Annotated in this window: 23 protein-coding genes and 1 tRNA gene; 13 read left to right on the top strand and 11 right to left on the bottom strand. The window is 71.6% G+C overall.

Going from position 1 to position 24,679, the window contains the following annotated elements:
- Positions 1-217: 217 nt before the first annotated feature.
- A complete protein-coding gene (locus tag B0I33_RS24975; protein ID WP_106181318.1) occupies positions 218-886 on the bottom strand; it encodes a YdcF family protein in 669 nt (222 codons plus the stop codon).
- 24 nt (positions 887-910) lie between these two features.
- Positions 911-1,990 (bottom strand): hypothetical protein, encoded by a 1,080-nt coding sequence (locus B0I33_RS24970; RefSeq protein ID WP_106181317.1) that lies wholly within the window; start codon positions 1,988-1,990, stop codon positions 911-913.
- A 179-nt stretch (positions 1,991-2,169) separates the two neighbouring features.
- On the opposite strand from B0I33_RS24970, the gene B0I33_RS24965 reads away from it, so the two are divergent.
- From B0I33_RS24965 to B0I33_RS24950, 4 genes are all read left to right on the top strand, one after another.
- The gene (locus B0I33_RS24965) at positions 2,170-2,994 is read left to right on the top strand and encodes a recombinase family protein (RefSeq protein WP_106181316.1); all 825 of its coding nucleotides are present in this window, start codon (positions 2,170-2,172) and stop codon (positions 2,992-2,994) included.
- Between the two features lie 640 nt (positions 2,995-3,634).
- Complete coding sequence (locus tag B0I33_RS24960) at positions 3,635-3,901, top strand: hypothetical protein (protein WP_106181315.1); 267 nt, start codon at positions 3,635-3,637, stop codon at positions 3,899-3,901.
- A gap of 69 nt (positions 3,902-3,970) precedes the next feature.
- The gene (gene tgmB / locus B0I33_RS24955) at positions 3,971-4,918 is read left to right on the top strand and encodes an ATP-grasp ribosomal peptide maturase (RefSeq protein WP_245901038.1); all 948 of its coding nucleotides are present in this window, start codon (positions 3,971-3,973) and stop codon (positions 4,916-4,918) included.
- Positions 4,915-6,096: a methyltransferase domain-containing protein gene (locus tag B0I33_RS24950; protein ID WP_245901036.1), complete on the top strand. Its 1,182-nt coding sequence runs from the start codon at positions 4,915-4,917 to the stop codon at positions 6,094-6,096. Before tgmB ends, B0I33_RS24950 begins: the two co-directional genes overlap by 4 nt.
- Positions 6,097-6,168: 72 nt before the next feature.
- Here B0I33_RS24950 and B0I33_RS30750 read toward each other — a convergent pair whose 3' ends face one another.
- Positions 6,169-6,294 (bottom strand): hypothetical protein, encoded by a 126-nt coding sequence (locus tag B0I33_RS30750; protein ID WP_281259455.1) that lies wholly within the window; start codon positions 6,292-6,294, stop codon positions 6,169-6,171.
- Between the two features lie 100 nt (positions 6,295-6,394).
- A complete protein-coding gene (locus B0I33_RS24945) occupies positions 6,395-7,420 on the bottom strand; it encodes a LacI family DNA-binding transcriptional regulator (protein ID WP_245901034.1) in 1,026 nt (341 codons plus the stop codon).
- Positions 7,421-7,554: 134 nt separating this feature from the next.
- Between B0I33_RS24945 and B0I33_RS24940 the strand changes: the two genes are divergently transcribed.
- The 6 genes from B0I33_RS24940 to B0I33_RS24915 are packed head-to-tail and all read left to right on the top strand — an operon-like array spanning position 7,555 to position 12,912.
- Positions 7,555-8,538, top strand: a complete 984-nt coding sequence (locus B0I33_RS24940; RefSeq protein WP_181193441.1) for an asparaginase — start codon at positions 7,555-7,557, stop codon at positions 8,536-8,538.
- A gap of 3 nt (positions 8,539-8,541) precedes the next feature.
- Positions 8,542-9,420 (top strand): polysaccharide deacetylase family protein, encoded by an 879-nt coding sequence (locus B0I33_RS24935; protein WP_106181312.1) that lies wholly within the window; start codon positions 8,542-8,544, stop codon positions 9,418-9,420.
- Positions 9,421-9,464: 44 nt separating this feature from the next.
- A complete protein-coding gene (locus tag B0I33_RS24930; protein WP_106181311.1) occupies positions 9,465-10,796 on the top strand; it encodes an MFS transporter in 1,332 nt (443 codons plus the stop codon).
- Positions 10,793-11,548 (top strand): SDR family NAD(P)-dependent oxidoreductase, encoded by a 756-nt coding sequence (locus tag B0I33_RS24925; RefSeq protein WP_106181310.1) that lies wholly within the window; start codon positions 10,793-10,795, stop codon positions 11,546-11,548. Before B0I33_RS24930 ends, B0I33_RS24925 begins: the two co-directional genes overlap by 4 nt.
- A gap of 11 nt (positions 11,549-11,559) precedes the next feature.
- Positions 11,560-12,258, top strand: a complete 699-nt coding sequence (locus tag B0I33_RS24920) for an SDR family NAD(P)-dependent oxidoreductase (RefSeq protein WP_106181309.1) — start codon at positions 11,560-11,562, stop codon at positions 12,256-12,258.
- On the top strand, positions 12,259-12,912 hold the full coding sequence (locus B0I33_RS24915; RefSeq protein ID WP_106181308.1) for a hypothetical protein: 654 nt from the start codon (positions 12,259-12,261) through the stop codon (positions 12,910-12,912).
- On the opposite strand, the gene B0I33_RS24910 is transcribed toward B0I33_RS24915, so the two are convergent.
- From B0I33_RS24910 to B0I33_RS24895, 4 genes are all read right to left on the bottom strand, one after another.
- Positions 12,906-15,749: a PQQ-dependent sugar dehydrogenase gene (locus B0I33_RS24910; RefSeq protein ID WP_106181307.1), complete on the bottom strand. Its 2,844-nt coding sequence runs from the start codon at positions 15,747-15,749 to the stop codon at positions 12,906-12,908. The genes B0I33_RS24915 and B0I33_RS24910 overlap by 7 nt on opposite strands.
- A gap of 144 nt (positions 15,750-15,893) precedes the next feature.
- Positions 15,894-15,981, bottom strand: a tRNA-Ser gene (locus B0I33_RS24905).
- Positions 15,982-16,004: 23 nt separating this feature from the next.
- The gene (locus tag B0I33_RS24900; RefSeq protein WP_106181306.1) at positions 16,005-16,505 is read right to left on the bottom strand and encodes a nucleoside deaminase; all 501 of its coding nucleotides are present in this window, start codon (positions 16,503-16,505) and stop codon (positions 16,005-16,007) included.
- Positions 16,502-16,984 (bottom strand): tRNA adenosine deaminase-associated protein, encoded by a 483-nt coding sequence (locus tag B0I33_RS24895; RefSeq protein ID WP_106181305.1) that lies wholly within the window; start codon positions 16,982-16,984, stop codon positions 16,502-16,504. The genes B0I33_RS24900 and B0I33_RS24895 overlap by 4 nt, the downstream gene beginning before the upstream one ends.
- A 73-nt stretch (positions 16,985-17,057) precedes the next feature.
- On the opposite strand from B0I33_RS24895, the gene B0I33_RS24890 reads away from it, so the two are divergent.
- Positions 17,058-18,290 (top strand): M20 metallopeptidase family protein, encoded by a 1,233-nt coding sequence (locus B0I33_RS24890; RefSeq protein ID WP_106181304.1) that lies wholly within the window; start codon positions 17,058-17,060, stop codon positions 18,288-18,290.
- Between the two features lie 17 nt (positions 18,291-18,307).
- Positions 18,308-19,285, top strand: a complete 978-nt coding sequence (locus B0I33_RS24885; RefSeq protein WP_106181303.1) for a prephenate dehydrogenase — start codon at positions 18,308-18,310, stop codon at positions 19,283-19,285.
- 73 nt (positions 19,286-19,358) lie between these two features.
- Here B0I33_RS24885 and B0I33_RS24880 read toward each other — a convergent pair whose 3' ends face one another.
- Positions 19,359-19,580: an antitoxin gene (locus B0I33_RS24880; RefSeq protein WP_106181302.1), complete on the bottom strand. Its 222-nt coding sequence runs from the start codon at positions 19,578-19,580 to the stop codon at positions 19,359-19,361.
- Between the two features lie 55 nt (positions 19,581-19,635).
- Positions 19,636-21,549 (bottom strand): FUSC family protein, encoded by a 1,914-nt coding sequence (locus B0I33_RS24875; RefSeq protein WP_106181301.1) that lies wholly within the window; start codon positions 21,547-21,549, stop codon positions 19,636-19,638.
- A gap of 54 nt (positions 21,550-21,603) precedes the next feature.
- Between B0I33_RS24875 and B0I33_RS24870 the strand changes: the two genes are divergently transcribed.
- Complete coding sequence (locus B0I33_RS24870) at positions 21,604-22,056, top strand: SRPBCC family protein (protein ID WP_106181300.1); 453 nt, start codon at positions 21,604-21,606, stop codon at positions 22,054-22,056.
- 15 nt (positions 22,057-22,071) lie between these two features.
- On the opposite strand, the gene B0I33_RS24865 is transcribed toward B0I33_RS24870, so the two are convergent.
- Positions 22,072-24,627 (bottom strand): CHAT domain-containing protein, encoded by a 2,556-nt coding sequence (locus B0I33_RS24865; protein WP_106181442.1) that lies wholly within the window; start codon positions 24,625-24,627, stop codon positions 22,072-22,074.
- Positions 24,628-24,679 lie beyond the last annotated feature (52 nt).

The raw sequence follows: 24,679 nt of genomic DNA, 5'->3' as shown, positions 1-24,679 counted from the left end.
CGTGGTCGTCCCTACTCCGAACCCACCGACCAGGGCAGCGTAGGTCTCTCGCCCTTGTTCACATACGCCAACGCCACAAGCGCCCTGCTCACCAACCGAGAGCACCTGAAGCTTCTGGCCAGACTGGCGACGCCTGCACCAAACCCACGCCCACCACAGCCACTACCAGCGACAACGCATCAACATCACAAGGCGCGGCTGCCGTAATCGCCACCCTTCACTGCCTCAAAATGCGGCTGTCGAAACCAGCGGCCAGCAGCCGGTCATAGGCGGCGCGCACTTCCGCGGGCACATCTTGTTCGATGGCAAAGCCCTGCTTCGGATACTCGATCACGCGCTGTAGGTCGCCGACGAGCATGTCAATGACGAGTTTCTCGTCCCCGATGGACTGCACGTAATCGTCGAGCTTGAGTGGTTCCGAGGCGCAGACGACCTCGATCTCAGGCCACACCTTGCGGCACGTGGCAAAGGCTCGCCGCTGCATGTACGGCTTGGAGATCAGCAGCACGGAACGCGGCGCATGACCGTGTTCGGCCAGCAACGCCCGCGACAACGCGATGTTCTGGCCGGTGTTGCTGGCCTGCGGTTCAACCAGGATGGCGCTGTCTGGCACACCGAGTTCGATGGCGTGCTCGCGGTAATGCACAGCCTCGCCGCGCGGGAAACGCTTGGCCGTGGTCGGGCTGGTGGCACCGCTGAACACCAGCAGCGGAAAGAGGCCAGCGTGGTACAGCTCGGCGGCATACGCGGCAACACCGAGGTCATGGCTGCCGAGCCCGATCGCCACGTCGCACGGTGACACGTCATGCCCGATCTGGTGATAGTCCCAGATGGTTCGGGCATCCCGCCGGTTCTGCTCGGTGACATCGTCGCGCGAATTGCTCACTATCGAATCGCTCCTTTAACTGTGTTAGCGCGCCGAGCGCTCAAAATCAGAGCGGATATTGTCGATACTCCGCAGCTGATGCGACAGTCCGAATTCGCGTGACATGGTTGCCGCCTGCCCGAGGATCGACAGGCCGTTGTTCGTCGTCATGGGATCGGACAGCAGGATGTGCGCGTGGGCCGTATTCAGACGGACGCGCTGCATCGGGGAGTCTGACGAACGGTTGGACAAGGCCACGTCGATGTAGCGCAGCGCGCTGTTGAGGTCGCCCGAGCCGCGGTACGCCAAGGCGAGCTTCTGGTGGGCGACCGACCAATCCTCAGGTTCCTCGAGGTCCTCAAACTCCTGGGTGGCGGTGGCCATCACTCGCACCGCGTGGTCGTTCTTGCCTTCCTTGCTGAGCGCTGTGCCGATCCACAGCCGGGCGCGGGCACGGTCACGCATGCTGAGCCGTTCATCGCCAGCCAGGGCCTCGTACCGCTTGGCCGCCTGCTCCAAGTGACCAGCCATTTCGTCGATAACAGCCAGCCACAACTCCACCTGTGCCGCCCGCCGCGGTACCTCCAGGCTCTGGAACAATTGCCGCGCCTTGCGGTAGGTCTGACGAGCCGACATCGGCCCCTGGATCGCTCCTTGGTCGCGCTGCATGTCGCCGAGCAGCACCAGGGAGCGGGCGTGCAGGTACAGCCCATGGGAGTCCAGGCTGTGCGGGGCGAATCGGCGCAGCCAGCGGTCGACGAGGCTGGCGGCGAACTTGAAGTCCTGCCGCGCCAGACAGGCAGCTGCCCGGCCAAGGTCATCGGTCCAGGTCTCGTAGTCCCACTCCCGTGGACCACTGCGGTAGTGCTGCGCGAGCGGGGCGTTGCCGTCGTCCATGAGCAGCAACTCGAAGCGCAGCTTGGCGTCCGCGTCGGCCTTCGACAGGGTGGTGTCCAACACGGCCTGCATGTGCGGGCGGGGCGTGGTGTCAGGGCCGAGGGCTTCCCACTTCGTTACGGTACGGACCCCGATGCCGAGGCTCGCCGCGAAGTCGCGGATGCTCAGTCGGAGGGCACGGCGCAACGCCTTCGCTTCCCGGCCAGACCAGCGGGCCACCGACGCCATGCCGCCTCCTTCCTGATCGCTATGCAACCACACGATCACGGTTCGGGATATCGGAAGTGCCACGGAAGTGCCACACCAGGCCATTCCCAGGAGAACCCCGGTTAACCAGGCTCTTTACCAGGCACCCGGCGTCGGGATGACACATCTCCGTCGGCTCCTCCGAGCAGGTTCGTCCCCACGTGGGCGTTCCCCTGCTGCTCGGCCAGCCGATGCATCTCCCGGCGCTGGGTGTCGTCCAGCAGGGAGCCCGGCAACAACGGATGGCAGACATGAACAACGTAAACGCTGGTCAGTGGCACGACTCAGTACAGGCGCTAGAGACGGCCGTGTTCCGCTCGGCTGGGTTCCGGGAAGAGTCGGGCGGCCAGCCGCTGGTGTACGGCTACGTGCGCTCGGCGTCCAGGCAGTCCCGGCACCTGGCGGCCTGCCGTCGCAGCCTTGAGCGCTACTGCCAGCGGGAACGCTTGCAGCTCTGCACCGTCTTCACCGACACGGGCACTGGTAAGGCAAAGTCTCGGCCGTGTCTCGCCGGCCTCTGTGACGTACTCCGCCTGCCGGATTCGTTCGCCGTCGTCATGGTCGGCATAGGCCACCTGCCGCCCGATGGTCGGGTAGCCGAGCAGCTCATCCGCCAGATTCCGCGACACGGGCGCACGGCTGCTGTTGGGCCGTCGCACTGCCGATGCACCGAGTCCGCAGTGCGCACGGCTGCCGGAGTGGTGCCAGTGATGACGGCGCCGAGGGCCACTGACAGCGGCGAACTGATCGAGCAGTTCCGCAAGGTCGACAAACTGCTGCCGCTGTACGTCGTCGCCCTGCAAGAGGAGATGACGCTGACTGCGGATGACCACTATCGGATTGCCCGAGCACTGCGCGGCATCACGCACGTCACTGAACAGAAGGCAAACGAAGCACCGATTGGAATTTCCGGCGACAGCCGTCCCCTGATTCAAGGCGGCCTTGACAATGCACACCGAGCTGACCGCTCGACCACCGGCACGTAACCATGTCCACCGACCGGGACGCGCTCGTCGGACAGCTCGATCTCCTCGTCACCTGGCTGGAATGTGGCGATGGCGAGCGGCCGGAGTTATTCGGTACGCGCGACGAATACGAATGGCTCCTCCGACTGACCGGCTTCGCCATGGCGTTGCTGACGCGACACGAGACGGACGCCGACGGACACTGCGAGCAATGCCGCGACCCACGCCGCGGTTGGCGGGCCTGGTTGCCCCGCCGCCGGGTGCCGTGTCACGTCGTGGCAAGGGCAAATGCATTTACCCACTCAGGCGTGGAGAAAGTGTGGTGGCAAGCACTGTCGTTGCGCGGCGACGAAATACGACTGAGGGACGTACGAGCGTGGCTTGATGCCACGCACGGCGAGCACGCGCCCACCGCACCTGCCAAGCACGCGAGAGGCTTTGCGGATGAACGCGGTCTACCGCATGTATGGGTCGAATTACCGAACGAACGAATACAACCAGAGGAGAGGGACACCCAAGAACTGCCGCGCCTACTACCGAAGAGTGGTGACTGACGCATAAGCGGATCGAATACTGAAGGCGTGGCACGGCAGAGCGGGGCGACAAGATCACCGCCTCAGAAAATAATAACGGTCTTCAAGAACGCAGAGGAGAATCACGCATGACTACTGGACTTCTCACCGACACGGCCGAGCGTTTCCCGCTCGGGGCTCGCAATGGAATCATCACCCCAACCGCAGAGTCCATCTCGGACTCCGCTACGACACCGTTTGGCCTCACCTTGCGGGCCATCCCCACTCCGCGCAGTGTGGTCCGCGTGCGCTCCGTAGACGGCCTGATCAACATGGCCACCGAAAAGCTCACCTCGATGTCGACCGACGGCAGCGACGAAGGGGACACCCGATACGACGCCGAGAACGACAGCTAGAGCGTGGGAGAGCGACTGGTTGACGCCATGAATCCCGGACCACACCCCGCCGCCGCGAACACTGTGCTGGTGTTGACCGAGCCGGGCGACACGACAGCTGATCTCGTCGTCATGGAGCTGGATCGCCGAGGCGTACAGGTCTTCCGGATGGACCCTGGCGACTTTCCACTCGCGGTGGAGGTGAGCGCGTGGTTCGACGGCTCATGGAGCGGCGAGATCCGCGGCCCGGATGGGTCGGTCGGCCTGCGCGACATCCGCAGTGTCTATGTCCGAAGGCCGACCGCGTTCACGTTTCCATCCTCGATGACCGACGCCGAACAACGGTTCGCCGCCCGAGAAGCTCGGCGGGGCATCGTCGGGCTTCTCGGGAGTCTGCCGTGCGCGTGGGTGAACCACCCGTCGCGTGCAGCGGACGCCGAGTACAAGCCAGTCCAGTACGCGACTGCGGCGGCGTGCGGGCTGGAGGTGCCCCGAACCGTGATCACCAACGCGCCCGGCGATGCTGACAAGCACAGCGCCCACCTGGGTTCCTCGGTCGTCTACAAGACCCTCACTTCCGCCACGGTGACAGACGGGGATCGGGTGGCGCTCGTATACACCACTCCGGTCACCGGCTCGGGCATGGCGGATGGCCGGGTCGCACTTACAGCGCACCAGTTCCAGCAGCGCGTGGCGAAGGTGCGGGACGTGCGAGCGACCGTGGTGGGCAAGCGCGTGTTCGCGGCGAACATCCTGGTCGACGACGAAACCACCGAAGAGTTGCTTGACTGGCGTGCGGACTACGACGCGTTGCTCTACGAGCCCACGAAGCTGCCGGATGACATCGAGAAGGCGTTGCTGCGGATGACCGAGCGTCTCGGGCTGTCGTTCGCTGCCGCCGATTTCGTCGTGACCGAAGATGACCAGCACTATTTCGTTGACCTGAACCCCAGCGGGCAATGGGGATGGATACAGGAAGCGACCAGGCTTCCCATCGGCGCCGCCCTCGCTGCCGAGCTGGCCGGAGGAGAACTGTGACTGACGTGATCGAGCTTGACGACCGGCTGCGGCGACTGGCCGACGAGCTGAACCATGCCCTGATCGAGCAGGTGGCGGCCGTTAGGAAGCTGACAATGCCTGCATGGCGCGCAGCCTTCGAGGCCGTGCCCCGGCACCTGTTCGCGCCGCGGTTCACGCTGCCGCAGAACCTCGGCGGCCAGACCCTCGACGGCACCGATGTCGCCCAGCGGGAGCACTGGCTTCGCGCCGTGTACCAGAACGAGGCGCTGCTGACCGACATCGACGACCGCGACATCCCCACCACGTCATGCTCCGCACCGTCTGTGGTGGCAACCATGCTGGAATCCAGTCAGGCGTCTGAGGGGGACACTGTGCTGGAGATCGGCACCGGCACCGGATGGACAGCCGGCCTACTCGCTCATCGGCTCGGCTCGGACTCGATCATCTCCGTGGACATCAGCGCCCAGTGCGTCACCGACGCTCGGGACCGCCTGGAGCGCCTCGGCCTGGCCCCGACCCTCGTCGTCACAGACGGCTACCTCGGCCACCCGGCCCGCGCCCCCTACGACCGGATCATCGCCACCGCCTCCATCCGGAAGCTGCCGCCCGCGTGGCTCGACCAAACACGGCCCGGCGGCACCATCCTCATCGACCTGCGCGGCGACTTCGCAGGCAGTCTCGCACTCTTCACCATCGGCGATGACAGGTCCGTTCATGGCCAATTCCTCCCCGAGACAGCGAACTTCATGCCGTTGCGCAGTACCGAGCAACCGTTCCAGCAGTTGCCCGAACTGTCGTCACGGGCGGTCCGCGAGCCCGGCGAACAGCGGACGACCAGTCTCGACCCCGCCGCGCTCCGCACGCGCTCGTTCGCGTTCCTCGCACAGTTGGCTCTGCCGGGAACGGTGGCAGGGCACGTCACCATCAAGAACGGTGAGAAGCGCGGCCCGATGTACTTCTGCCTCACCGATCCCCGCAGCCAGGCATGGGCGCGCGTGACGACCGACACGACCACCGACCGCCAGGTCATCCAAGGAGGCAACCGGCGCTTGTGGGATGAGTTGGAGGCCGCGCACGACCTGTGGAAGCGCCTCGGACAGCCGCGCCCCGACGAGTTCACGATCACGATCGCGCAGGATGGCGACCAGATCGTGGACCTTCCGGGCGCGGATCGATCGTGGTCTCTGCCGCTGTAGTGGCCAGCTGTCCGCACTGCATGCCGATAACTTTGAACACTTCGTGCGCAACTCCTGATCGGTAGCCCGAACCTACCGCTGCACGGCAATCTTCACGGTGTTGTAGAACTCGTTCATGCCGAGCGGACGCATGACGCCGATGACGGTCATGGTTGAGCCCACCGTCACGCCCTTCCCGATGCGGATCTCATAGTCCACACTTACTGTCTCGCCGGCCGGAAGGGTTCCGATGCTGGGGCCGTCTTCGGCCTCCGGGTGCCGGGCAGGTCCAGTCGGACCACTCGGCCGAACCACGGTTTCACGCTCGAGGGTCGGTGGAGGCCCGGACGACCAGCTCCGGGCGCAGGCGCTCGGACCGCACCTGCTCCCCCTGCAGCAGCCTGGCCAGCAGGTCGATCCCGCGCCTGCCCATCTCGTGCATCGGCGAGCGCACGGTGGTCAGCGGCACCGGCAGCTCCGCCGCGAGCGGGGTGTCGTTGAAGCCCGCGACGGCGATGTCGGCGCCGACGCGCAGGCCGTAGTCGCGCACGGCGCCGAAGGCACCGATGGCCGCGAAGTCGTTCACCGCGAAGATCGCCGACGGTGGCTCGCCGTCGGCGAGGATCCGGGCGGTGGTCTCGTGCCCACCGCGGGCGTCGAACCGGGAGTGCAGGATCCGGTGCCCCGGGATCTCGATCCCCGCCTCGGCGTAGGCGTCGGCGAACCCGGCCGTCCGGTCGATCCCCGTGCTGGCGTAGGGCTCGCCGGCCACCACGGCGACGTCGCGATGCCCGAGCCCGAGCAGGTGCTCGCCGACCATGCGCCCGCCAAGGTAGTCGTCGCAGGTCACCGACGGGTAGTCGCCGGCGTGCCTGCTGACGAGCACGAACGGGACGCCGCGGGCGGCGACCTCCCGGAGGAACTCGGCGTCGGCGTAGGCGTCGCCGAAGATGATCCCGTCGACCCGCCGCGCGAGCACCATGTCCGTGCGCGCCCGCTGCACCTCGGGAACGTCCCTGGTGTTGGTGACGAACGTGGAGAGGCCGTGCTCGCCCGCGGACTCCTCGATGCCCTCGTAGATCGTCGCGAGCACGATGTCCGACAGCCGGGGCACGAGCACGCCCACCAGGTTGCTGCGCTGGGTCCGCAGGCTCGTCGCGTGCGGGTTCGGCCGGTAGCCGAGTTCGTCGGCGAGCCTGCGCACGCGTTCGACGGTCGCCTTGGAGGCCGCCCGATGGCTCTCGTCGGGCTTGGCGTGCAGCACCCGGGACACCGTGGAGACGTGGAGGCCCAGCTCCTCGGCGAGCATCCGCAACGTCACGGGTGCCGTTCTGTCAGCGCCCACCAGTCCGCTTCGCCTCTCACCAAACGATTTCGCACGATCGTAACAGCGGGCCGTTGACTCCCGCCGCCTCCGAGTGCATGATACCCAAACGTTTGTCCCAAACGTTTGGGTTGTTGCTCCGAGGAGGTTGTCGCGTGCGCAAGGTCGTCGTCCTGTCCACCGGCGGAACCATCGCGACCCGCGGCGGTCTCGCCCACGACGACGCCAGCGCGCTGCTGGAGCGCCTGCCTGCCGACCCCGGCGTCGCGCTGGACGGCAAGGACGTGTTCTGCCTCGGCAGCTACCTGCTGACCCCGCACGACATGCGGCGGGTCGTCCACGAGGTGCACGCCGCCCTGACCGACCCGGACGTGCTCGGCGTCGTCGTCACCCACGGCACCGACAGCATGGAGGAGACCGCGTTCCTCGCCGAGCTGTTCCACGACGACCCCAGGCCCGTCGTGTTCACCGGGGCCCAACGACCCGCCGACAACCCGGACAGCGACGGCCCGCGCAACCTCGCGGACGCCATCGCGGTCGCCGCCTCCACCCCGGCGCGCGACCACGGAGTGCTGATCACGTTCGACGGCCGGATCTTCCCGGCCCGCGGCACGCGGAAGGCGCACACCGTGGCACCGGCCGCGTTCTCCGCACCCGACCGCGGCCCGATCGGCCACACGCGGCAAGGACTCGTCGAACTCACCGCCACGCCCGCGCGTTCCACCCCGCTCGTGCTCGCCGACTTCGCGCTCGACGGCGTCCGGGTCGACGTGGTCCCGTGCTACCCCGGCACGGACACGGTGGCCCTCGACGCGGTGACCGCGGCGGGCAGCACCGGGGTGGTGCTCGAGGCCACCGGCGCGGGAAACGCCAACCCGGCCGTCCGCGACGCCGTCGCGCGCCTGACCGCCGACGGCGTGGTGGTCGCACTGTCCACCCGGGTGCACGCGGGGCCGATCGCCGAGCTCTACCGCAACGGCGGCGGCATCGACCTGGTCGAGGCGGGGGCCGTCCCCGTCGGCGACCTGCGCCCGTCGCAGGCCCGCGTGCTCCTGACAGCCCTGCTCGGCTGCTTCCGCGATCCCGCCAGGGTCGCCCGCGAGCTGCGCGGGCGCTCGACTTCCACGGAAAGGACCTGACCCATGCCCAAGGAGATCTTTGTCGCGTTCGGCGTCGACGTGGACGCCGTCGCGGGCTGGCTCGGCTCGTACGGCGGGGAGGACTCGCCCTGCGACATCTCACGGGGACTGTTCGCCGGGGAGGTCGGCGTGCCCCGGCTGCTCCGCCTGTTCGAGCGGAACGACCTGCGCACGACGTGGTTCATCCCGGGGCACTCGATGGAGACCTTCCCCGACCAGACCCGCATGGTGGTGGACGCGGGACACGAGATCGGCGCGCACGGCTACTCACACGAGAACCCGATCGCGATGACCCGCGACCAGGAGAGCGCGGTCCTCGACCGCAGCATCGAGCTCATCGAGAAGCTGACCGGCCGCGCGCCGACCGGCTACGTCGCGCCGTGGTGGGAGTTCTCCCCGGTCACCAACGAGCTGCTGCTCGAACGCGGGATCAAGTACGACCACTCGTTGATGCACAACGACTTCACGCCGTACTACGTGCGGGTCGGCGACAGCTGGACGAAGATCGACTACTCCAGGGCGGCCGAGGACTGGATGAAGCCGCTCGTCCGGGGCGAGGAGACCGGCCTGGTGGAGATCCCGGCCAACTGGTACCTCGACGACCTGCCTCCGATGATGTTCGTGAAGGCGAGCGCGAACAGCCACGGCTTCGTCAATCCGAGGCATCTGGAACAGCTGTGGCGGGACCAGTTCGACTGGGTCCACCGGGAGCTGGACTACGCCGCCTTCACCATGACGATCCATCCCGACGTCTCCGGCAGGCCACAGACCCTGCTGATGCTGGAGCGGCTCATCGAGCACATCAACGGGCACGAGGGTGTGCGCTGGGCGACCTTCGACGAGATCGCCGACGACTTCCTGGCGCGGTTCCCGCGCTCCTGACCCGCCCGCTGCCGAGTACGACCCTTTTCGAGAAGGGCACTCCCATGTCCGAAACCCCCACCGTCGGCACCGCCGTCACGGCGAGGTCGTTGCCCCGTATCGGTGTCCGCGCCACCCGCAAGGCCACCATCATCGCGTTCTTCGCGTGGCTGTTCGCGGTGTTCGACTACATCATGTTCGGCACCCTGCTGCCGGAGATCTCCGGAGCCTTCGGCTGGACCGCCGCGACCGCGGCGCTGGTGTCCACACTGGTCTCGGTGGGGACCGCCGTTTTCGCGCTCGGAGTCGGGCCCGTCGTCGACCGGATCGGCCGCCGGAAGGGCATGATCCTCACGGTCTCCGGCACCGCGCTCGCCTCCGCGGCCACCGCGGTCACCCCGAACGCGGCCTACCTGGTCGGGGTCCGCGCGCTCGGCGGCCTCGGCCTGTCCGAACAGGCCGTCAACGCCACCTACCTCAACGAGATCTACGCCGTCACCGAGGACGAGAAGATCAAGAAGCGGCGCGGGCTCGTCTACAGCCTCGTGCAGGGCGGTTGGCCGCTCGGCGTGCTGCTCGCCGCGGCGTTCGTCGCGATCTTCCTTCCGCTCGTCGGCTGGCGTGGCTGCTTCCTGCTGGCGGTCTTCCCCGCGTTGCTCATCGCCATCATGCGGCGCGGCCTGCGAGAGAGCCCGCAGTTCGAGCTCGAACAGCGGCTGCGGCGGCTGCGCAAGGCGGGCAAGGCGGCCGAGGCCGCCGAGCTGGCTCGGGCCTACGGCGTCGAGGACCAGCCATCGGCCCCGCTCGTGGCCATCTTCCGTGGCCCGGCGCTGCGGAACACGCTGGTGCTCGGCTTCGCGTGGTTCACCAACTGGTTCGGCATCCAAGTGTTCAGCGTGCTCGGCACCACGGTGCTCACCGAGGGCAAGCAGGTCAGCTTCTCCAACTCCCTGCTGATGCTGATCGTCATCAACGCGGTCGGCTACCTCGGTTACGTGACGCACGGGTGGATCGGGGACAAGCTGGGCCGCCGCAACGTCATCGCCTACGGCTGGATCATCTCGGGCCTGATGTTCGCGCTGATGCTGACTGTCGCGAGTGGAACGATCGCCGTGGTGACGCTCTACTCGCTTGGCATGTTCTTCCTGGTCGGCCCGTACGCCGCGCTGCTGTTCTACATGGGCGAGTGCTACGACACCCGCTGCCGGGCCACCGGGACCGCGTTCCTCAACGCGCTCTCCCAGCCCGGCGCGATCCTCGCCGGCGCGGTGGTCACCGCACTGCTCGCGGCGGGCTCCGACTGGGGCGAGGCGGCGCTGCTGGTCGGCGCGGTCGGCACGTTCCTCTCCGGGTTCGTGATGTTCGGTGCCCGCAAGGCGAAGGTGCTCGAGGGATGAGCGCCGTCGCGGTCGTCACGGGAGCCGCGAGCGGCATCGGCCGCGCGCTGGCCGTCGCCTACGCCGAACGCGGCGTCCGCACCGTCGTCGGCACCTTCCCGGGCGACCCACACGATCCACAGGAGACGGTCAAGGCCGTCGAGGCGGCGGGCGGCGAGTGCGTCGTGCACGAGGTGGACGTGCGGGACCCGGCCGGGGTCGACGGGTTCGCTCGCCGGGCCGTCGACGAGTGGGGCAGGCTGGACATCGCCGTCGCCAACGCGGGTGTGCTGCGCAGGGCCGCGCTGGCCGAGCTGACCGACGCCGCGTGGGACGACATGCTCTCGGTGGACCTCACCGGGGTGCTGCGCACCTTCCGGTCCGCCGCCGCCCACATGACCGGCGGGGCGATGGTGGCGGTCTCCTCGATCGCGGGCGGGGTGTACGGCTGGGGCGAGCACGCGCACTACGGTGCGGCGAAGTCCGGGGTGCTCGGACTGTGCCGCAGCCTCGCCGTGGAGCTGGCTCCCCGCGGGATCCGCGTCAACACGGTGATCCCGGGTTACGTCGTGACGCCGCAGTCACTGGACCCGGTCAACTCGCTCGGCCCGGACGGCCTGGCCAGGGCGGGTGGCGACATCCCGCTCGGCCGCGCGGGGGACCCGGCCGAGGTGGCCTCGGTGATCCGGTTCCTGACCTCGCCCGAGGCGTCGTACGTGACGGGGCAGGCGGTGGTCGTCGACGGCGGGCTGACCGTGCGCATGCCGGCGTGAGGAGGAACGACGTGGCACTTCTACGGGATCGCACCGCGCTCGTGGTCGGTGGTGCGGGCGGCATCGGCAGGGCCATCGCGGAGGCCTACCTGCGGGAGGGCGCCGAGGTGGTGGTCGCCGACCGCGCGGGTGCGGACGTCCGCATCGACGTCACCGACGACGCGTCCGTCCGCACCGCGGTGGCCGGCGCCGAGCGCGCGCTCGGCCGGATCGACGTCCTCGTCAACTCGGCGGGGATCCTCACCGAGGCGCCGCTGCTGGAGATGGATCCGGCGACGTGGGCGGAGACGATCGCGGTCGACCTCACGGGAGTCTTCCTGTGCTGCAGGCGGGTGGTTCCCGGCATGGTCGAGCGCGGGTTCGGCCGGGTGATCAACATCGCCTCCCAGCTCGGGATCAAGGGCGGCCCGGCGCTCTCGCACTACGCGGCGGCGAAGGCCGGGGTCATCGGGTTCACCAAGTCGCTCGCGCTGGAGGTCGCCGGGCACGGCGTGCTGGTGAACGCCATCGCGCCGGGACCGATCGAGACCCCGATGGTCGCGGGGATCACGGCGGACTGGAAGGCGGCCAAGCGTGCGGAGCTGCCGCTGGGCCGGTTCGGCACGCCCGAGGAGGTCGCGCCCACCGCCGTGCTGCTCGCCGGTGAGCCGGGCGGCAACCTCTACGTCGGGCAGACGCTCGGCCCGAACGCCGGGGACGTGATGCCGTAGATGTGCGGAGCCTGCGGGGACCGGGCGGCGGCCGACTGGGCGCGGCCGCTGTTCGGCGGCCCGGCCGCACGGGCGGCGGCAGGCGAGATCGTCGCCCGGCTGCTCCCGCGGCGGGGGCCGAGGGTGAGCGCACGCAGCGGCGGCTGGCTGGTCCGCATGCCGACCGGCGGCGCGGTCGTCTGCGCCGGACTGACCGAGCTGGTCGCCACCGTCCGCCCGTGGGGACCGGAGGTGCCCGAACTCGCCCCGCCTGGCGGCGGCCACGTACCCGCGTCGCCGCCGCCGGACGGCCGGACCGGCATCCGGCTGCGGGTGGACCCTGCCGCGCCACCCCGGGCGCTCGGCACCGGAACGGAGGTCACGGTCCCCGACGAACGCTCGACCGGGGACGTGCTCGCCCGGCTGGCCACCGTGCCGTGGTCGCTGCGGTGCTTCCTGCTGGACGTCACCGGCGTGGCCGCGGCCTGGGGCGGCCCGGCGGAGCGCGTCACCGGACCGGCGCTCGACGTCGTGGTGTGGCTGGAGTGGGCCCGGCAGGCAGGCGCGTTCGCCGGCCGGGCGGTCTCCGCGCGCTGCCCGCTCGCCGGCGGCGAGTTCGACGTCGAGGTCCGGGCCGGGCACGTGGTCCGCGCGCGAGCGGTGCCGGCTCAGTAACGCCGGTCGATCACCGTGCCCGTGCTGCGGTACCACCGGATGTACCCGCGCTGGAAGTCGCTGCGCCTGCCGCCGGGGGAGCCGTACTCACCGGTGACCGGGTAGCCGAGGTACGAACGCTCCCAACCCAGCGCCCGCCACCGGTTCCGGATGGCGCCGTAGACCTCGCGCGCGCCCGTGCGCGGCGTCCAGTAGACCGAAGCGCCCTTCGAGAAGTGGTTGTACCGGCCCACGCCGTCGGGCGTCCCCCGCTCCCTGGTGGTGGGGTATCCGAGCCGGCCGTGTTCCCAGCCGAGCGCCGCCCACCGGCCGCGGATCGCGCCCCACACGCCGTGCGCGCCCGTCCGCGACGTCCAGTAGACCGACGCGCCCTTCGAGAAGTGGTTGTACCGGCCCACGCCGTCCGGGGTGGGCCGCTCGTCGGTCGTCGGGTAGCCCATGGGGCCGTGTTCCCAGCGCAGCGCGGCCCACTCGCGCCGGATGGCGCCCCACACCGCGTGCGCGCCCGTCCGCGGCGTCCAGTAGACCGAGGCCTGCCCGGTGGCCGGGGTACCGGCGAAGTGGTTGTACCGGCCGACGCCGTCCGGGGTGGCCCGCTCGTCCGTCGCCGGGGCACCGAACCGGCCGTGGCCGCCGAGGTCGAGGTACTTCCGCAGGATCGCGCCCTTCATCGCGTGCACGCCGGTGGCCGCCGACCAGTACAGCCTGCCGCCCTCGTACAGCCGGTAGTGCACCCCGGAGGTGTCGTCCACGACCTCCGGCCCGGTCGGCTCGCCGAGCAGGGACCGCAGCCCGGGCTCGGCGGCGTAGCGCTGCTCGATCGGCGTGTCGTAGCGCGCGGTGAGCGTCCGGTCCCCGGCGCCCATCGTGATCGTGCGCGAACGGGCCGGTTCCCCGTCGGCCCACCCGGCAAACGGGGACACCCCGTCGCCCGCGTGCTCCGCGGCGAGCACGTCGACGGTCGCGCCCTCCGTGACGAGGGCGGCGCTGACGCCACCCTCGACCGGGATCCGCAGCACGGCGGGCGCGTTGCTGTCCAGGGTCAGCAGGTGTTCCCTCGGCCAGGCCGTGTAGGTGCGGCCGACCGAGACGCCGTCGCTGTCGGTCACCGTCGCGGTGACGGTCATCCGCGAGTCGGGATGGTCGGTGAACGGCAGCGCGAACGCGGGGCCGTCGCCGCTCACGCCGGGGTGGGCGTGGCAGGCCGTCTGGTCGGGGCAGTGCTGCACGCTGCTGGTCCAGCGCACCGGCAACGCGCCGTCCTCGGCGTCGGTCGCGGTCGCGCCGAGCGACACGGTCTCCCCGACGGCGAACTCGACGTCGCCGGGTGTGGTCAGGTCGAGCACCGGTGAGTGGTTGCCGGGCACCACCGTGACCGTGGTCGTGCCGGTCGCCCCCAGCGGGTCGGTCACGGTGAGCCGCGCGGTCGCGCGCTCGACGCCCGCCGCGTAGGTGTGCGTCACGGGTGAGCCGGTGCCGCCGGTGCCGTCGCCGAAGTCCCACTCGTACCGCAGCGGCTCGCCGTCGAAGTCGTAGGAGGACGAGGCGTCGAACGTCACCGTGCGGGTGGCCGGGTCCGTCGACGTCTCCACGTTCGCCACCGGCGGGGTGTTGCCCTCGACGTAGCTGAGCCTGGTCAGCCTGCCCGTGCCGATGTCGGCGTACACGATGTCGCCGTTGGCGGCGGCGGCGAACCTCACCGGCCTGCCGATGTCCACGCCGAACGGCGGGCTCTGCGGCGGCTGGGTCAGGTCGCCCGCGACGTCGTAGCGCAGGGACCACAGCTTGTGCCTGGCGTAGTCGCCGAAGAAGTACGCGCCCCGGTACTGCTCCGGGTAGCTGGTGCCGGAGTAGACGATGCCGCCGGTGACGCTGTTCGCGTTGTCGACGCCGGTGCCGTGGCGCAGGGTGACCAGCGGCGGTGTGTTGGTCGCCCCGGCGCAGCCCGCGAGGTCGGCGTAGCCGGGCGTGGGCGCGGTGCCCTCCCAGCACGGCCACCCGTACGACCGCCCCGGCCGCACGAGGTCGATCTCCTCCCAGGTGTTCCAGCCCACGTCGCCGACCACCGGCAGCCCGGTGCGGGGGTCGAGGGACAACCGGAACGGGCTGCGGAACCCGCTGGCGAACACCTTGCTGCGGACCGCTCCGGGCTGGGCGGGGTCGTAGTACGGGTTGCCGGGCACCCCGAGGCCGTCGGGGGTCAGGTGCAGGATCTTGCCCTGCGGCCGGTCGGGGTCGAGCGCGATGAGTGCGCGCGGATCGACCCTGGTGTAGCTCGCGTCGTCGCCGAAGGACACCCACACCGTCCCGTCGGGTGCGGCCACGATGCCGGTGAGCCCGTGCACGGTCGCCACGCCCGGCTCGTCGAGCAGCACCTTCTCGAGCCTGAGCCCGGTGGGCTCGGGCGATCCGGTGACGGCGTACCGCTCCAGCCGGTACGAGCGGCCCGCGCTCGTCGGCGCCGACCTGGCCAGGTAGACACGCCTCGTCGTGCTGAAGTCCGGCGCGACCGCGAGGCCGACCAGGCCGAGATCGGCGGTGGTGACGACGGGCAGCCTGGCGATCGTGCGGGCGGAGCCGCCCGGCGCCACCCAGGCGACCGTGCCTTCCTTGCCGAGGCTCAGCAGGCCTCCGCCGTCGGGCAGATAGGCGAAGTCGGTGAGGTCCCACGGCTGCTGGCCGCTCGGCTCGTCGCGGAGGACGAAACCGGGCGGCAACGCCGGCGCGGCGTCGGCGTTCGGGCTCAGCGACGCCACCGGCGCCGTGAGCAGCCCGGCGAGCACGAGCAGGGCGGCGAGCAGCACGGTGACGGCGGGGCGACGTGGGACGAGAGCCATACCCACCGCATCGCGGAGGAGACGGCGACGGTTTCACGCTTACGGGTGACGTGATGGGACCGTGACCGCGCCGCGTAGCAGCCGGAACGGCGCCGGGGCGGGTGCCGCCACCCGAACGGGCAGGGCACCCGCCCCGGGCGGATGCGGTAGCGGTGGGATTTGAACCCACGGACGGGGGTTACCCGTCACGCGATTTCGAGTCGCGCTCCTTCGGCCGCTCGGACACGCTACCGCCGACAAGCGTACTGCACGGCCTCAGCGAGCTTCGAAGGGGTCCGGGGCGCCGTCCCCGCGCTGCCGGGCGAAGAACTCGGCCAGCAACGCCGAGCAGTCCCGTTCGAGGACCCCGCCGATCACCTCGGGTCGGTGGTTGAGCCTGCGGTCGCGGACCACGTCCCACAGCGAGCCGACCGCCCCCGTCCTCGGCTCCCACGCACCGAACACCACCCGCGCCACGCGGGCCAGCACCAGCGCGCCCGCGCACATCGTGCACGGCTCGACGGTCACCGCGAGCGTGCAGCCCTCGAGCCGCCAGCCGTCGCCGTGCACACGCGCCGCCGCGCGGAGCGCGAGGATCTCGGCGTGCGCGGTCGGGTCCCCCAGCTGCTCCCTCGCGTTGCGGGCGGAGGCGAGCTCGGCACCGTCGGGACCGAACACGACCGCGCCGATGGGCACGTCGGCGGTGCCCCGCGCCCTGCGGGCGGCCGCGAGCGCGGCCCGGACGGCCTCGGTGACGTCGACCGGGCCCCGGCTCACAGCTCGTCGAGCAGCTTGCCGAAGTGGTCGCCGAACCCGCAGCGCTGCGCGATCATCTGCAGCTGCTCGTCGGGGTAGAGGTCGACCTCGTTGACGATCACCTCCAGCTCGACGCCCGGCATGCCGAGGTCGGCGAGGATCTCCAGGTCACCCTCCGGCCACACGGTCTCGTCGTCCTCGTCCGGCGGTTCGACCCGCAACAGGTCGAGCACGTCCGCGGCGATGTCGTAGTCGAGCGCGGCGGCGGCGTCGGACAGCAGCAGCGACACCCCGGTCGGGCTGGGTCTGACGATCACGAAGAACTCGTCGTCAACGGCGAGCAGACCGAAGACCGCGCCGGTGGACCGCATCTTGCGCAGCTCCGTGATCGCGGCGTCCAGCTCGGCGAGCGCAGCCGTGTCGAGCGGGCTGCATCGCCATCGGCCGTCCTCGCGAACGACGGCCACCGCGAACCCCGTGATCGGCTCCTTCACCGCCATGCGCCCCACCGTATACCCGTCGCCACGTTCCCGATCGCCGAAACCGCACTCCGGGCGTGCCACTATCGGGATCATGACCGGACCCACCGAACTGCCCTCCCTCCCCGACGCCCGCTTCGCCGGCCTGTTCGCCGAGGCGGAGGCACTCCAGCCCAGGACGATCGCCCTGCGCCGCGAGATCCACCGCCGCCCCGAGCTCGGGCTCCGGCTGCCGGAGACGCAGGCCGCGATCCTGCGCGCGCTCGACGACCTGCCGCTGGAGGTCAGCACGGGCACGGCGACCACCTCGGTGACCGCGGTGCTGCGCGGGGCCAAACCGGGTCCGGCCGTGCTGCTACGGGGAGACATGGACGCGCTGCCGATGACCGACGACACCGGCAGCGAGTTCGCCTCGACGGTGCCGGGCGCCATGCACGCGTGCGGCCACGACACCCACGTCGCGATGCTGGCCTCGGCGGCCCGGCTGCTCGCCGCCCGCAGGGACGAGCTCGCCGGCTCGGTCGTGTTCATGTTCCAGCCCGGCGAGGAAGGTTTCCACGGCGCGCGGCACATGATCCACGAGGGTGTGCTCGACGCCGCGGGCGAACGCGTCGAGCGGGCGTTCGCCCTGCACACGTACGCCAACGCGCCGAGCGGCCAGATCGGCACCCGGCCGGGGCCGATCCTGGCCTCCGCCGACTCGTTCGTCGTCCGCGTCACCGGCAGGGGCGGGCACGGCTCCGCGCCGCACCACGCGCTCGACCCCGTGCCGGCGGCCGCGGAGATGGTCGGCGCACTGCAGGCGATGCTCACCCGCAGGGTCAGCGTGTTCACCCCCGCGGTCCTGTCCGTCACCCGGATCACGGCGGGCACGACGTCCAACGTGATCCCGGAGACGGCCGAGCTGGAGGGCACCATCCGCACGCTGTCCGAGCGCACGAGGGCGCTGGTGCGCTCGGAGCTGGCTCAGGTGTGCGAGGGGGTCGGAGCCGCCCACGGCTGCCGGGTCGTGGTGGACATCGAGCCCGGATACCCGCCGACGGTCAACGAGGCCGCCGAGGCGCGCCGGGTGCTCGCCCTCACCGGTGAGGTCCTCGGCGAGCGGCACGCACACGAGATGCCGGACCCGGTCATGGGCGCCGAGGACTTCTCGTACGTGCTGCAGCGGGTGCCCGGCGCGTTCGCGTTCCTCGGCGCCTGCCCTCCGGACACCGACCCGGACCAGGTGGCGCCGAACCACTCCAACCGGGTCCGCTACGACGAGGCGGCGTTGGCCTCCGGTGTCGCCCTCTACGCCGCCTACGCGCTGGACGCGCTCCGCGGCTGATCCCCTGGTGCGGGAGGATGACCAGCGTGCGAGACGTGTGTGTGATCGGGCTCGGGTTGATCGGCGGTTCCGTGCTGCGCGCGGCCGCCACGGCGGGCCGCAGGGTGTGGGGCGCGACCGACTCGGCCGAGGACGCCGAGGCGGCCCGCGCGGACGGCTGCGACGCGGGCACCGACGTGGCGGCCGCGCTCCGCCGCGCGGCGGAGCGGGACGCGCTTGTGGTGCTCGCGGTGCCGCTGACCGCGGTGGACGGCGTGCTCGGCGCCGTCGCGCGGCACGCCCCCGAGGTACTGCTGACCGACGTCACCGGCGTGAAGGGACCGGTGCTCGACGCGGTGCGCCGGATCGCGCCCGCCGCCCGGTACGTGGGCGGGCATCCGATGGCCGGCACGGCGAAGTCCGGCTGGACGGCCGGGTCGCCGACCCTGTTCGCGGGCGCCGCCTGGGTGGTGGGCGTCGAGCGGGACACCGACCTCGCGGTGTGGCGGGAGGTGGCCGCGCTCGCGCTGGACGTGGGCGCCCACGTGATCCCGCTGGGCGCCGCGGCGCACGACGAGACGGTGGCGCGGGTGTCGCATCTGCCGCACCTGCTCGCGGCCGTGCTGGCGGCGGTGGGTGCCTACGGCGGGCCGCTGGCGGCGGCGCTGGCGGCCGGGTCGTTCCGGGACGGGACGCGGGTCGCGGGCACGCGGCCGGACCTGGTCCGGGCGATGACGGAGGGCAACCGGGAGGCGCTGCTCCCGGTGCTCGACGAGGCGCTGGGCAAGCTCGGCGCCGCGCGCGGCTCGCTGGCGTCGACCGGCGGGCTCGCCGCCACCATCCAGGCGGGATACGACGGGAGCCACGCCGTCGACCGGCATCGCTCGGCGGCGCGCGCCGGGGTCCGGGTGGACCTGACCGCGCCGGAGGCCCGCGACGGTCTGCTCGCGCTCGGGGAACGCGGCGGCCGGATCACCGCGCTGGAGGGTGGGGTCGCGATCGGCGAGGTGGCCTGACCGCCCGCATGGTTGTCGTGAGCGAAAAACGTTGCTCTCACCACGTTCCGCACTCACGACACCACGTGGTCGGTTACCGCTGCTGTTCGTTCCCCGGGGTCCCCCCGCCGCCGCGCTCCTGCTTGTGCAGGAAGTCCTTGGCCTTGCGGGTGGCGTTGTCGATCTTGCCGGCCTGCTTGCCGAACCGGGACTTGGCGAAGCCGCTCGCCTTGTCGATGCCCTGCTCGACCTTGTGACTGTTCTTGCCCAGCGCGTCCTGCGCCTTCTTCTTCAGCTGGTTGAAGTCCATAGCCATACCTCCAATGCACCAGCATTCGGGATGGCCCGCAACACGGGGCACCCTTCCGGGGTCAGCCCCGCGCCAGGTCGGGCCCGCGCACGGCGTCGAACGCGGTCCGGAGCTGGTCGACGACACCGGACAGCTGGTCACCGCCGGGCAGCTCGGGCTCCGCGGGGTCGCGCTGCTCCCGCACCGCCGACCCGAGCTCGGCGAGCGCGGCGGTGAGCGAAGCCACGTCGTCCGCGGCGGGCGGTTCGGTGCCCTGCTCCACGGTGACGACGACCTCGGTGACGGCGTCGGCCACCCGTTCCAGCGCCACGATGACCGGCCACCACGCGGCGGCCTGCCTGCCCGCGGCCGACGGTTCGACCACCACCTGCTGGAACGCGGTGCGCACGTCGGCGAGCGCCCGGTAGGCGCGGCGCCTGCGGCGGGACCGTTCCGCCCGCTGCGCGGGTTCCGTCGCGGGCCGCAGCCCGTGGTCGACGTAGCGGGACACCGCCTCGGTGGCCTCCGCGAGCCTGCTGCCGACCCTCGGTTCCCGGCTGCCCGGCCACAGCAGGTAGCCGAAGACCAGCACGATGAGGCAGCCCGCGACCGTGTCGAGCAGCCGGGCGACGACGAGCGACCAGTCCCCGCCCACGGTCAGGTCCATCTGCACGATGATCAGCGGCGTGATGAACGCGCTGAGGATGCCGTAGTTGCGCACCTTGCCGACCGCCGCGCCCGCGGCGAACAACGCCACCAGCGCCACCAGCGCGGCGCCCCGTACCCCGAGCCCGAGCACGAGCGCGCCGATGCCGACCCCGGCGACCGTGCCCAGCCCGCGCAGCACCGCCCTGCCGAACACCGAGCCGAAGTCGGGTTTGAGGACGATGCCGACCGTGAGCGTGATCCAGTACGAACGCTCGCTGGGCACCAGCACACCGACGAGCTCGGCGATCGCCACGCACAGGGTGAGCCGCAGCGCGGCGAGCCAGGTGAGCGGGCCGGACGCCAGCGTGTGCGCCCACTCGCGCAGCCGGACGGTGACGGGTTCCCGCGCCCGGCGCGCCCGCTCGGTGCCCCGGCCGATCCTCGTCAGCGCGGTGTACAGCGCCGCGACCGCGGGATCCGGCGAGTTGGTGGCAGGGGGTTCCGGCAGCGGCGTGCGGGCGAGGACCGCGGTCGCCAGTGCGGTGAAGTGGTCGACCACCTCGCGGGGCGCGCGCCTGCCCGCGTTGACCATCGCCACCGAGGCCTCGACGGCCGGAGTGCTCTCCGAGAGCAGGCTGAGCAACCCCCGGTAGGTGGCGTCCCGCCCGGACAGCCACGACCGCGCGGTGAGCAGCCGGTCGTAGGCGGTGTTGAGCGCGGTGGTCAGCTGCTGGCGCGCGGCGAAGGAGGTGGCGGTGTTCCTGGCCGAGAGCATGGCGGCGAGCTCGATGTAGACCTGTGCGACCGCACGCCGCTCCGGCGAGGTGGCGTGCACGGTCCAGCCCACGAGCGAGACGAGCAGGCCCCACGCGCCGCCCGCGGTGAACGCGGCCAGCCCCGGTCCGAACTCGACACCCAGCGCATGCTGCCCCGTGCCGAGCACGGTGAACACGAACAGTTGCAGCGCGGCGACCGAGGCGTTGCTCCCCGCCGCGCTGATCAGCGCCGAGACGGCGGCGACCAGCACCACGGCCGGGATCGACAGCCCGAGGTCGCCGCCGGTGAGCAGGCCGATCGCGAAACCGGCGACGGCGGCGCCGACCGCCCCGCCCAGCCGCTGCGCCCGGTACCGGTACGGGCCCGCGGCGTCGGCGAGCAGCGTCGGCAGCGCGCCGGTGGACACGAGCGCGCCGAGCCTGAGGTCCCCCGCGGCGAACGCCACGGCGAGCGGCGCGGCCAGCGCGACGGCCGCACGCACCGCTCTCGACCAGGGCGGCGCGGTGGGCTCGCTGCGCAGCAGGTGCACCAGCCAGCGGGGCGGGGCGAGATCGGCACGGGTCGGACGCACGCCGCCATCTTGACGCATCGCTGTTATCGTCCTGCCAACAAAGGAGGTGGGCCCGTGGCGGGCAAGCGTTACTCGTTCGAGGTCCGGCGCACGAGCACGGCGCCACCGGAGCGGCTGTTCCGGCTGGAGACCGACGGCGCGGGATGGTCCGACTGGGCGAAGCCGGTCATCGTGGTGTCCGGCTGGGAACGCCTGGGCACGCCGGAGCCCGGTGGCGTCGGCGCGATCCGCAAGGTCGGCGCGTGGCCATTGCTGATGCGGGAGGAGACCGTCGAGTACGAACCCGGCCGCAGGCACGTCTACACGTTCGCCGGCGCCCCCGAACCCGTCGGCGACTACCGCGCCGAGGTGCTGTTCACCCCCACCGACTCGGGTGGCACGGAACTGTGCTGGCGTGGCTCGTTCACCGCGAAGATCCCCGGCTCCGGCCCGCTGGCGCGGGTGCTCCTGGAGGGCGCGATCCGCTACCTCTCGGCCCGCCTGGTCCGCGCCGCCGAACGCACCTGACCCGGCAGCAGTGGCTCAGCCGGAGCCGAGGCAGAGGAACGGGCGGCGCAGCGGATCCACCGCGACCGCCTCGGCGAGCGCGGTGGCGGGGGACGTCCCGGCGGCGAGCCTGCGGTGCAGGTCGGTCATGGTGTCGGCCGCCGCGCGGTCGCCGACCCTGGCGACCGCGCCCACCACGGTGCGCGAACCTCCCGCGAGCAGGGCACCGGCGAAGCCGAGCGCCTCCTCGCCGGGCCGGATGTGGCTGAGCGCCAGCTCGCACGCGGCGAGCACGACCCGCTCCGGCGGACGGCCGAGGCGTGCGGTCTCGTGCGCGAACAGCGGGCCGTCGACCAGCTCCAGCCGGGAGAACAGCGCGTTGGCCGGCTCGTGCGCACCGTGCGCGACGAGGTGGGCCACCCCGGAACCCTCCAGGGCCGACAGCACCGCCTCACTGGTCGCGTGCTCGCCCTCGACCAGCCGCGCGCCCGGGTACACCGACCGCAGCTGGCGTACCTCGCCGACCGCGCCGGGCACGCCGGGACCCCCGACGAGCAGCACGGGTTCCGGGCGTGGCCCGCTGGCCGCGGCGAACCACGCGGTCGCCGAGGGGGCCACCGCGATCGGCCTGCCACGCAGCGAAGGCAGCGCCGCCCAGGGCAGCGCGTACAGCGAACCGAGCGGGACGATCACCAGCTCCCGATCGCCGAGCACGTCCGCCAGCGGCCGGACCAGCAGCTCGTCGAGCCGGTCCGCCCGCCGGTGCGCCGACGCGCTGACGGCGTTGACCAGGGGCCGCGGCAGCTGGTCGGGCGCCAGTGCGTCCAGGTCGGCGTGCAGCTGCTTGGTGATCTCCACGGCCTCCGCGAGCGAGCCGAGCCGCACCAGCCGGAACCGGCCGTCCCGCAGCACCACGGCCGCCAGCTCGTCGCCGTGCCCGACGAGGCTCACCAGCGCCCGGTCGCCGAGCTGCTCGGCGACCTCCTCCGGGGAGGCGACGGGACGCGGCTTGCCCCACTGGCTCGTGTACCAGCCGAGCCTGCTCGCCTCGCGCTGCAGCCGGGCGTACCGGTTCTCGAGCGCCTGGACGGGCTTGCCCGCGAGCCGGTTCTGCTGCACCGTGCGCTGCACCTGGCGCATCTCGGTGAGGAGCCGGGCGAGCTCCGGGTCGTCGATCGCGGGCAGCGGCTCGTAGCGGTACACCTGCGCCCGCGTGCGTTCCTGCCACGCGAACAACCGCCGGGCGTCGGACTGGCCCCTGGCGCGGGAAAGCACGAGGCCGACGGCGAGCCCGCCCAGCTCCTGTCCGTGCACGGCGGTACCGCACAGCAGGTCGAGGCCGCCCATGCGGTCCCTGGCCCAGCCGAGCTCGGTGAGCCCGGCGCGGGCCTGCGCGAGCGCCGACCGCGTCCGTCCGGTGGCCACCGCCAGCTCGGCGCGGCACAGCCGCAGCAGCATCCGGTGGTCGACCGGGCTGGTTCGCTGCGGCTTCGGCACCTTGGCCAGCTGCTCGGCGGCCCGGTCGGCGGCGTTCCTGCGCAGCAGCAACCGCACGGCCAGCAGCCGCGCCGCCGCCGTCTCGTCCCGCAGCCCGAGCCCGGCGAGCCGGTCGGCCAGCTCGACGAGCCGCTCGGGCAGCGAGGCCGGTGGCCGGGCGTCCCGGCCGAGCGCCTCCATGGCGTCGGCGCGCAGCCTGGCCAGCGCGGCGACCTCGGCCCACGGCAGGTTCTGCCTGCGCAGGAAGCGGCGTCTGGCGGCGACCGCCAGCCGCCGGGCCAGCGCGTAGTCGCCTTCGAGCAACGCGGCGGCGGCCCTGGCGACCTCGGCCTCGGCCACGTCCTGGATGACCCGGTTGCGGCGCAGGTCGGGCAGGGCCTCGTCGAGATGGCGGGCGGCGTGTTCGGCCAGGCCCGCGACCAGCAGCGCCCTCGCCTGGTCGAGGCGGACCCTGGCGACCCAGCCAGGAGCCTCCGACTCGAGGATGCGCGCGGCCTCGTCGTAGTGGCGCAGCGCCCCGGGCACGTCCCCGGCGAGCTGGGCGAGGTCGCCGAGCCCGTGCCGGGCCTTGCCCTCCAGCCGGGGATGCCCGTGCTCGACGGCGAGCTTGAGAGCCCGTTCGAAGTCCTGCGACGCGGCTTCGAGGTTGCCCATCTCGGCGTGGATCTGCGCCCGGTTGGTGACGGTGCGGGTCAGCAGCAGCCCGCCGTCGTCAACGTCCCGCTCCAGCATCGGGATCATCGCGTCGAACAGGGCGAGCGACTCTCCGGGGCGGCCGACACGGAACAGCAGCAACGCCCGCTGCCCGGAGATCACGGCGGAGAGGGTGCGCCGCTCGGCGCCTGCGGGCAGCGCGGCCAGCTGCGACTCGGCCTCATGCAGGCCCGCGAAGCCCTCCGCGGTGGAGCCCACCTCCGCCGTCGCGAGGGCGAGGCTGATCAGCACCCGGATGCGGGCGGCGACCCACTCGGGCCCGGCGTCGCCCGCCGAGCCGAGCCGGCGCAGGGCCCGGCGCAGCAACCGGATCGCCTCGAGGTTGTGTGCGCCACCTGCCGCGTCGTTGGCCCGGCGCTGCAGATCGGCGACGGCGGCCAGCACTTGATTCGGTTGGGGACGGCCACGCACGCGGTCTATAGGAGCACACGCG

Origin of the sequence: Prauserella shujinwangii (assembly GCF_003001955.1) — a bacterium.
GTDB lineage: Bacteria > Actinomycetota > Actinomycetes > Mycobacteriales > Pseudonocardiaceae > Qaidamihabitans > Qaidamihabitans shujinwangii.
This window is presented reverse-complemented; position numbering and strand designations above follow the sequence as displayed.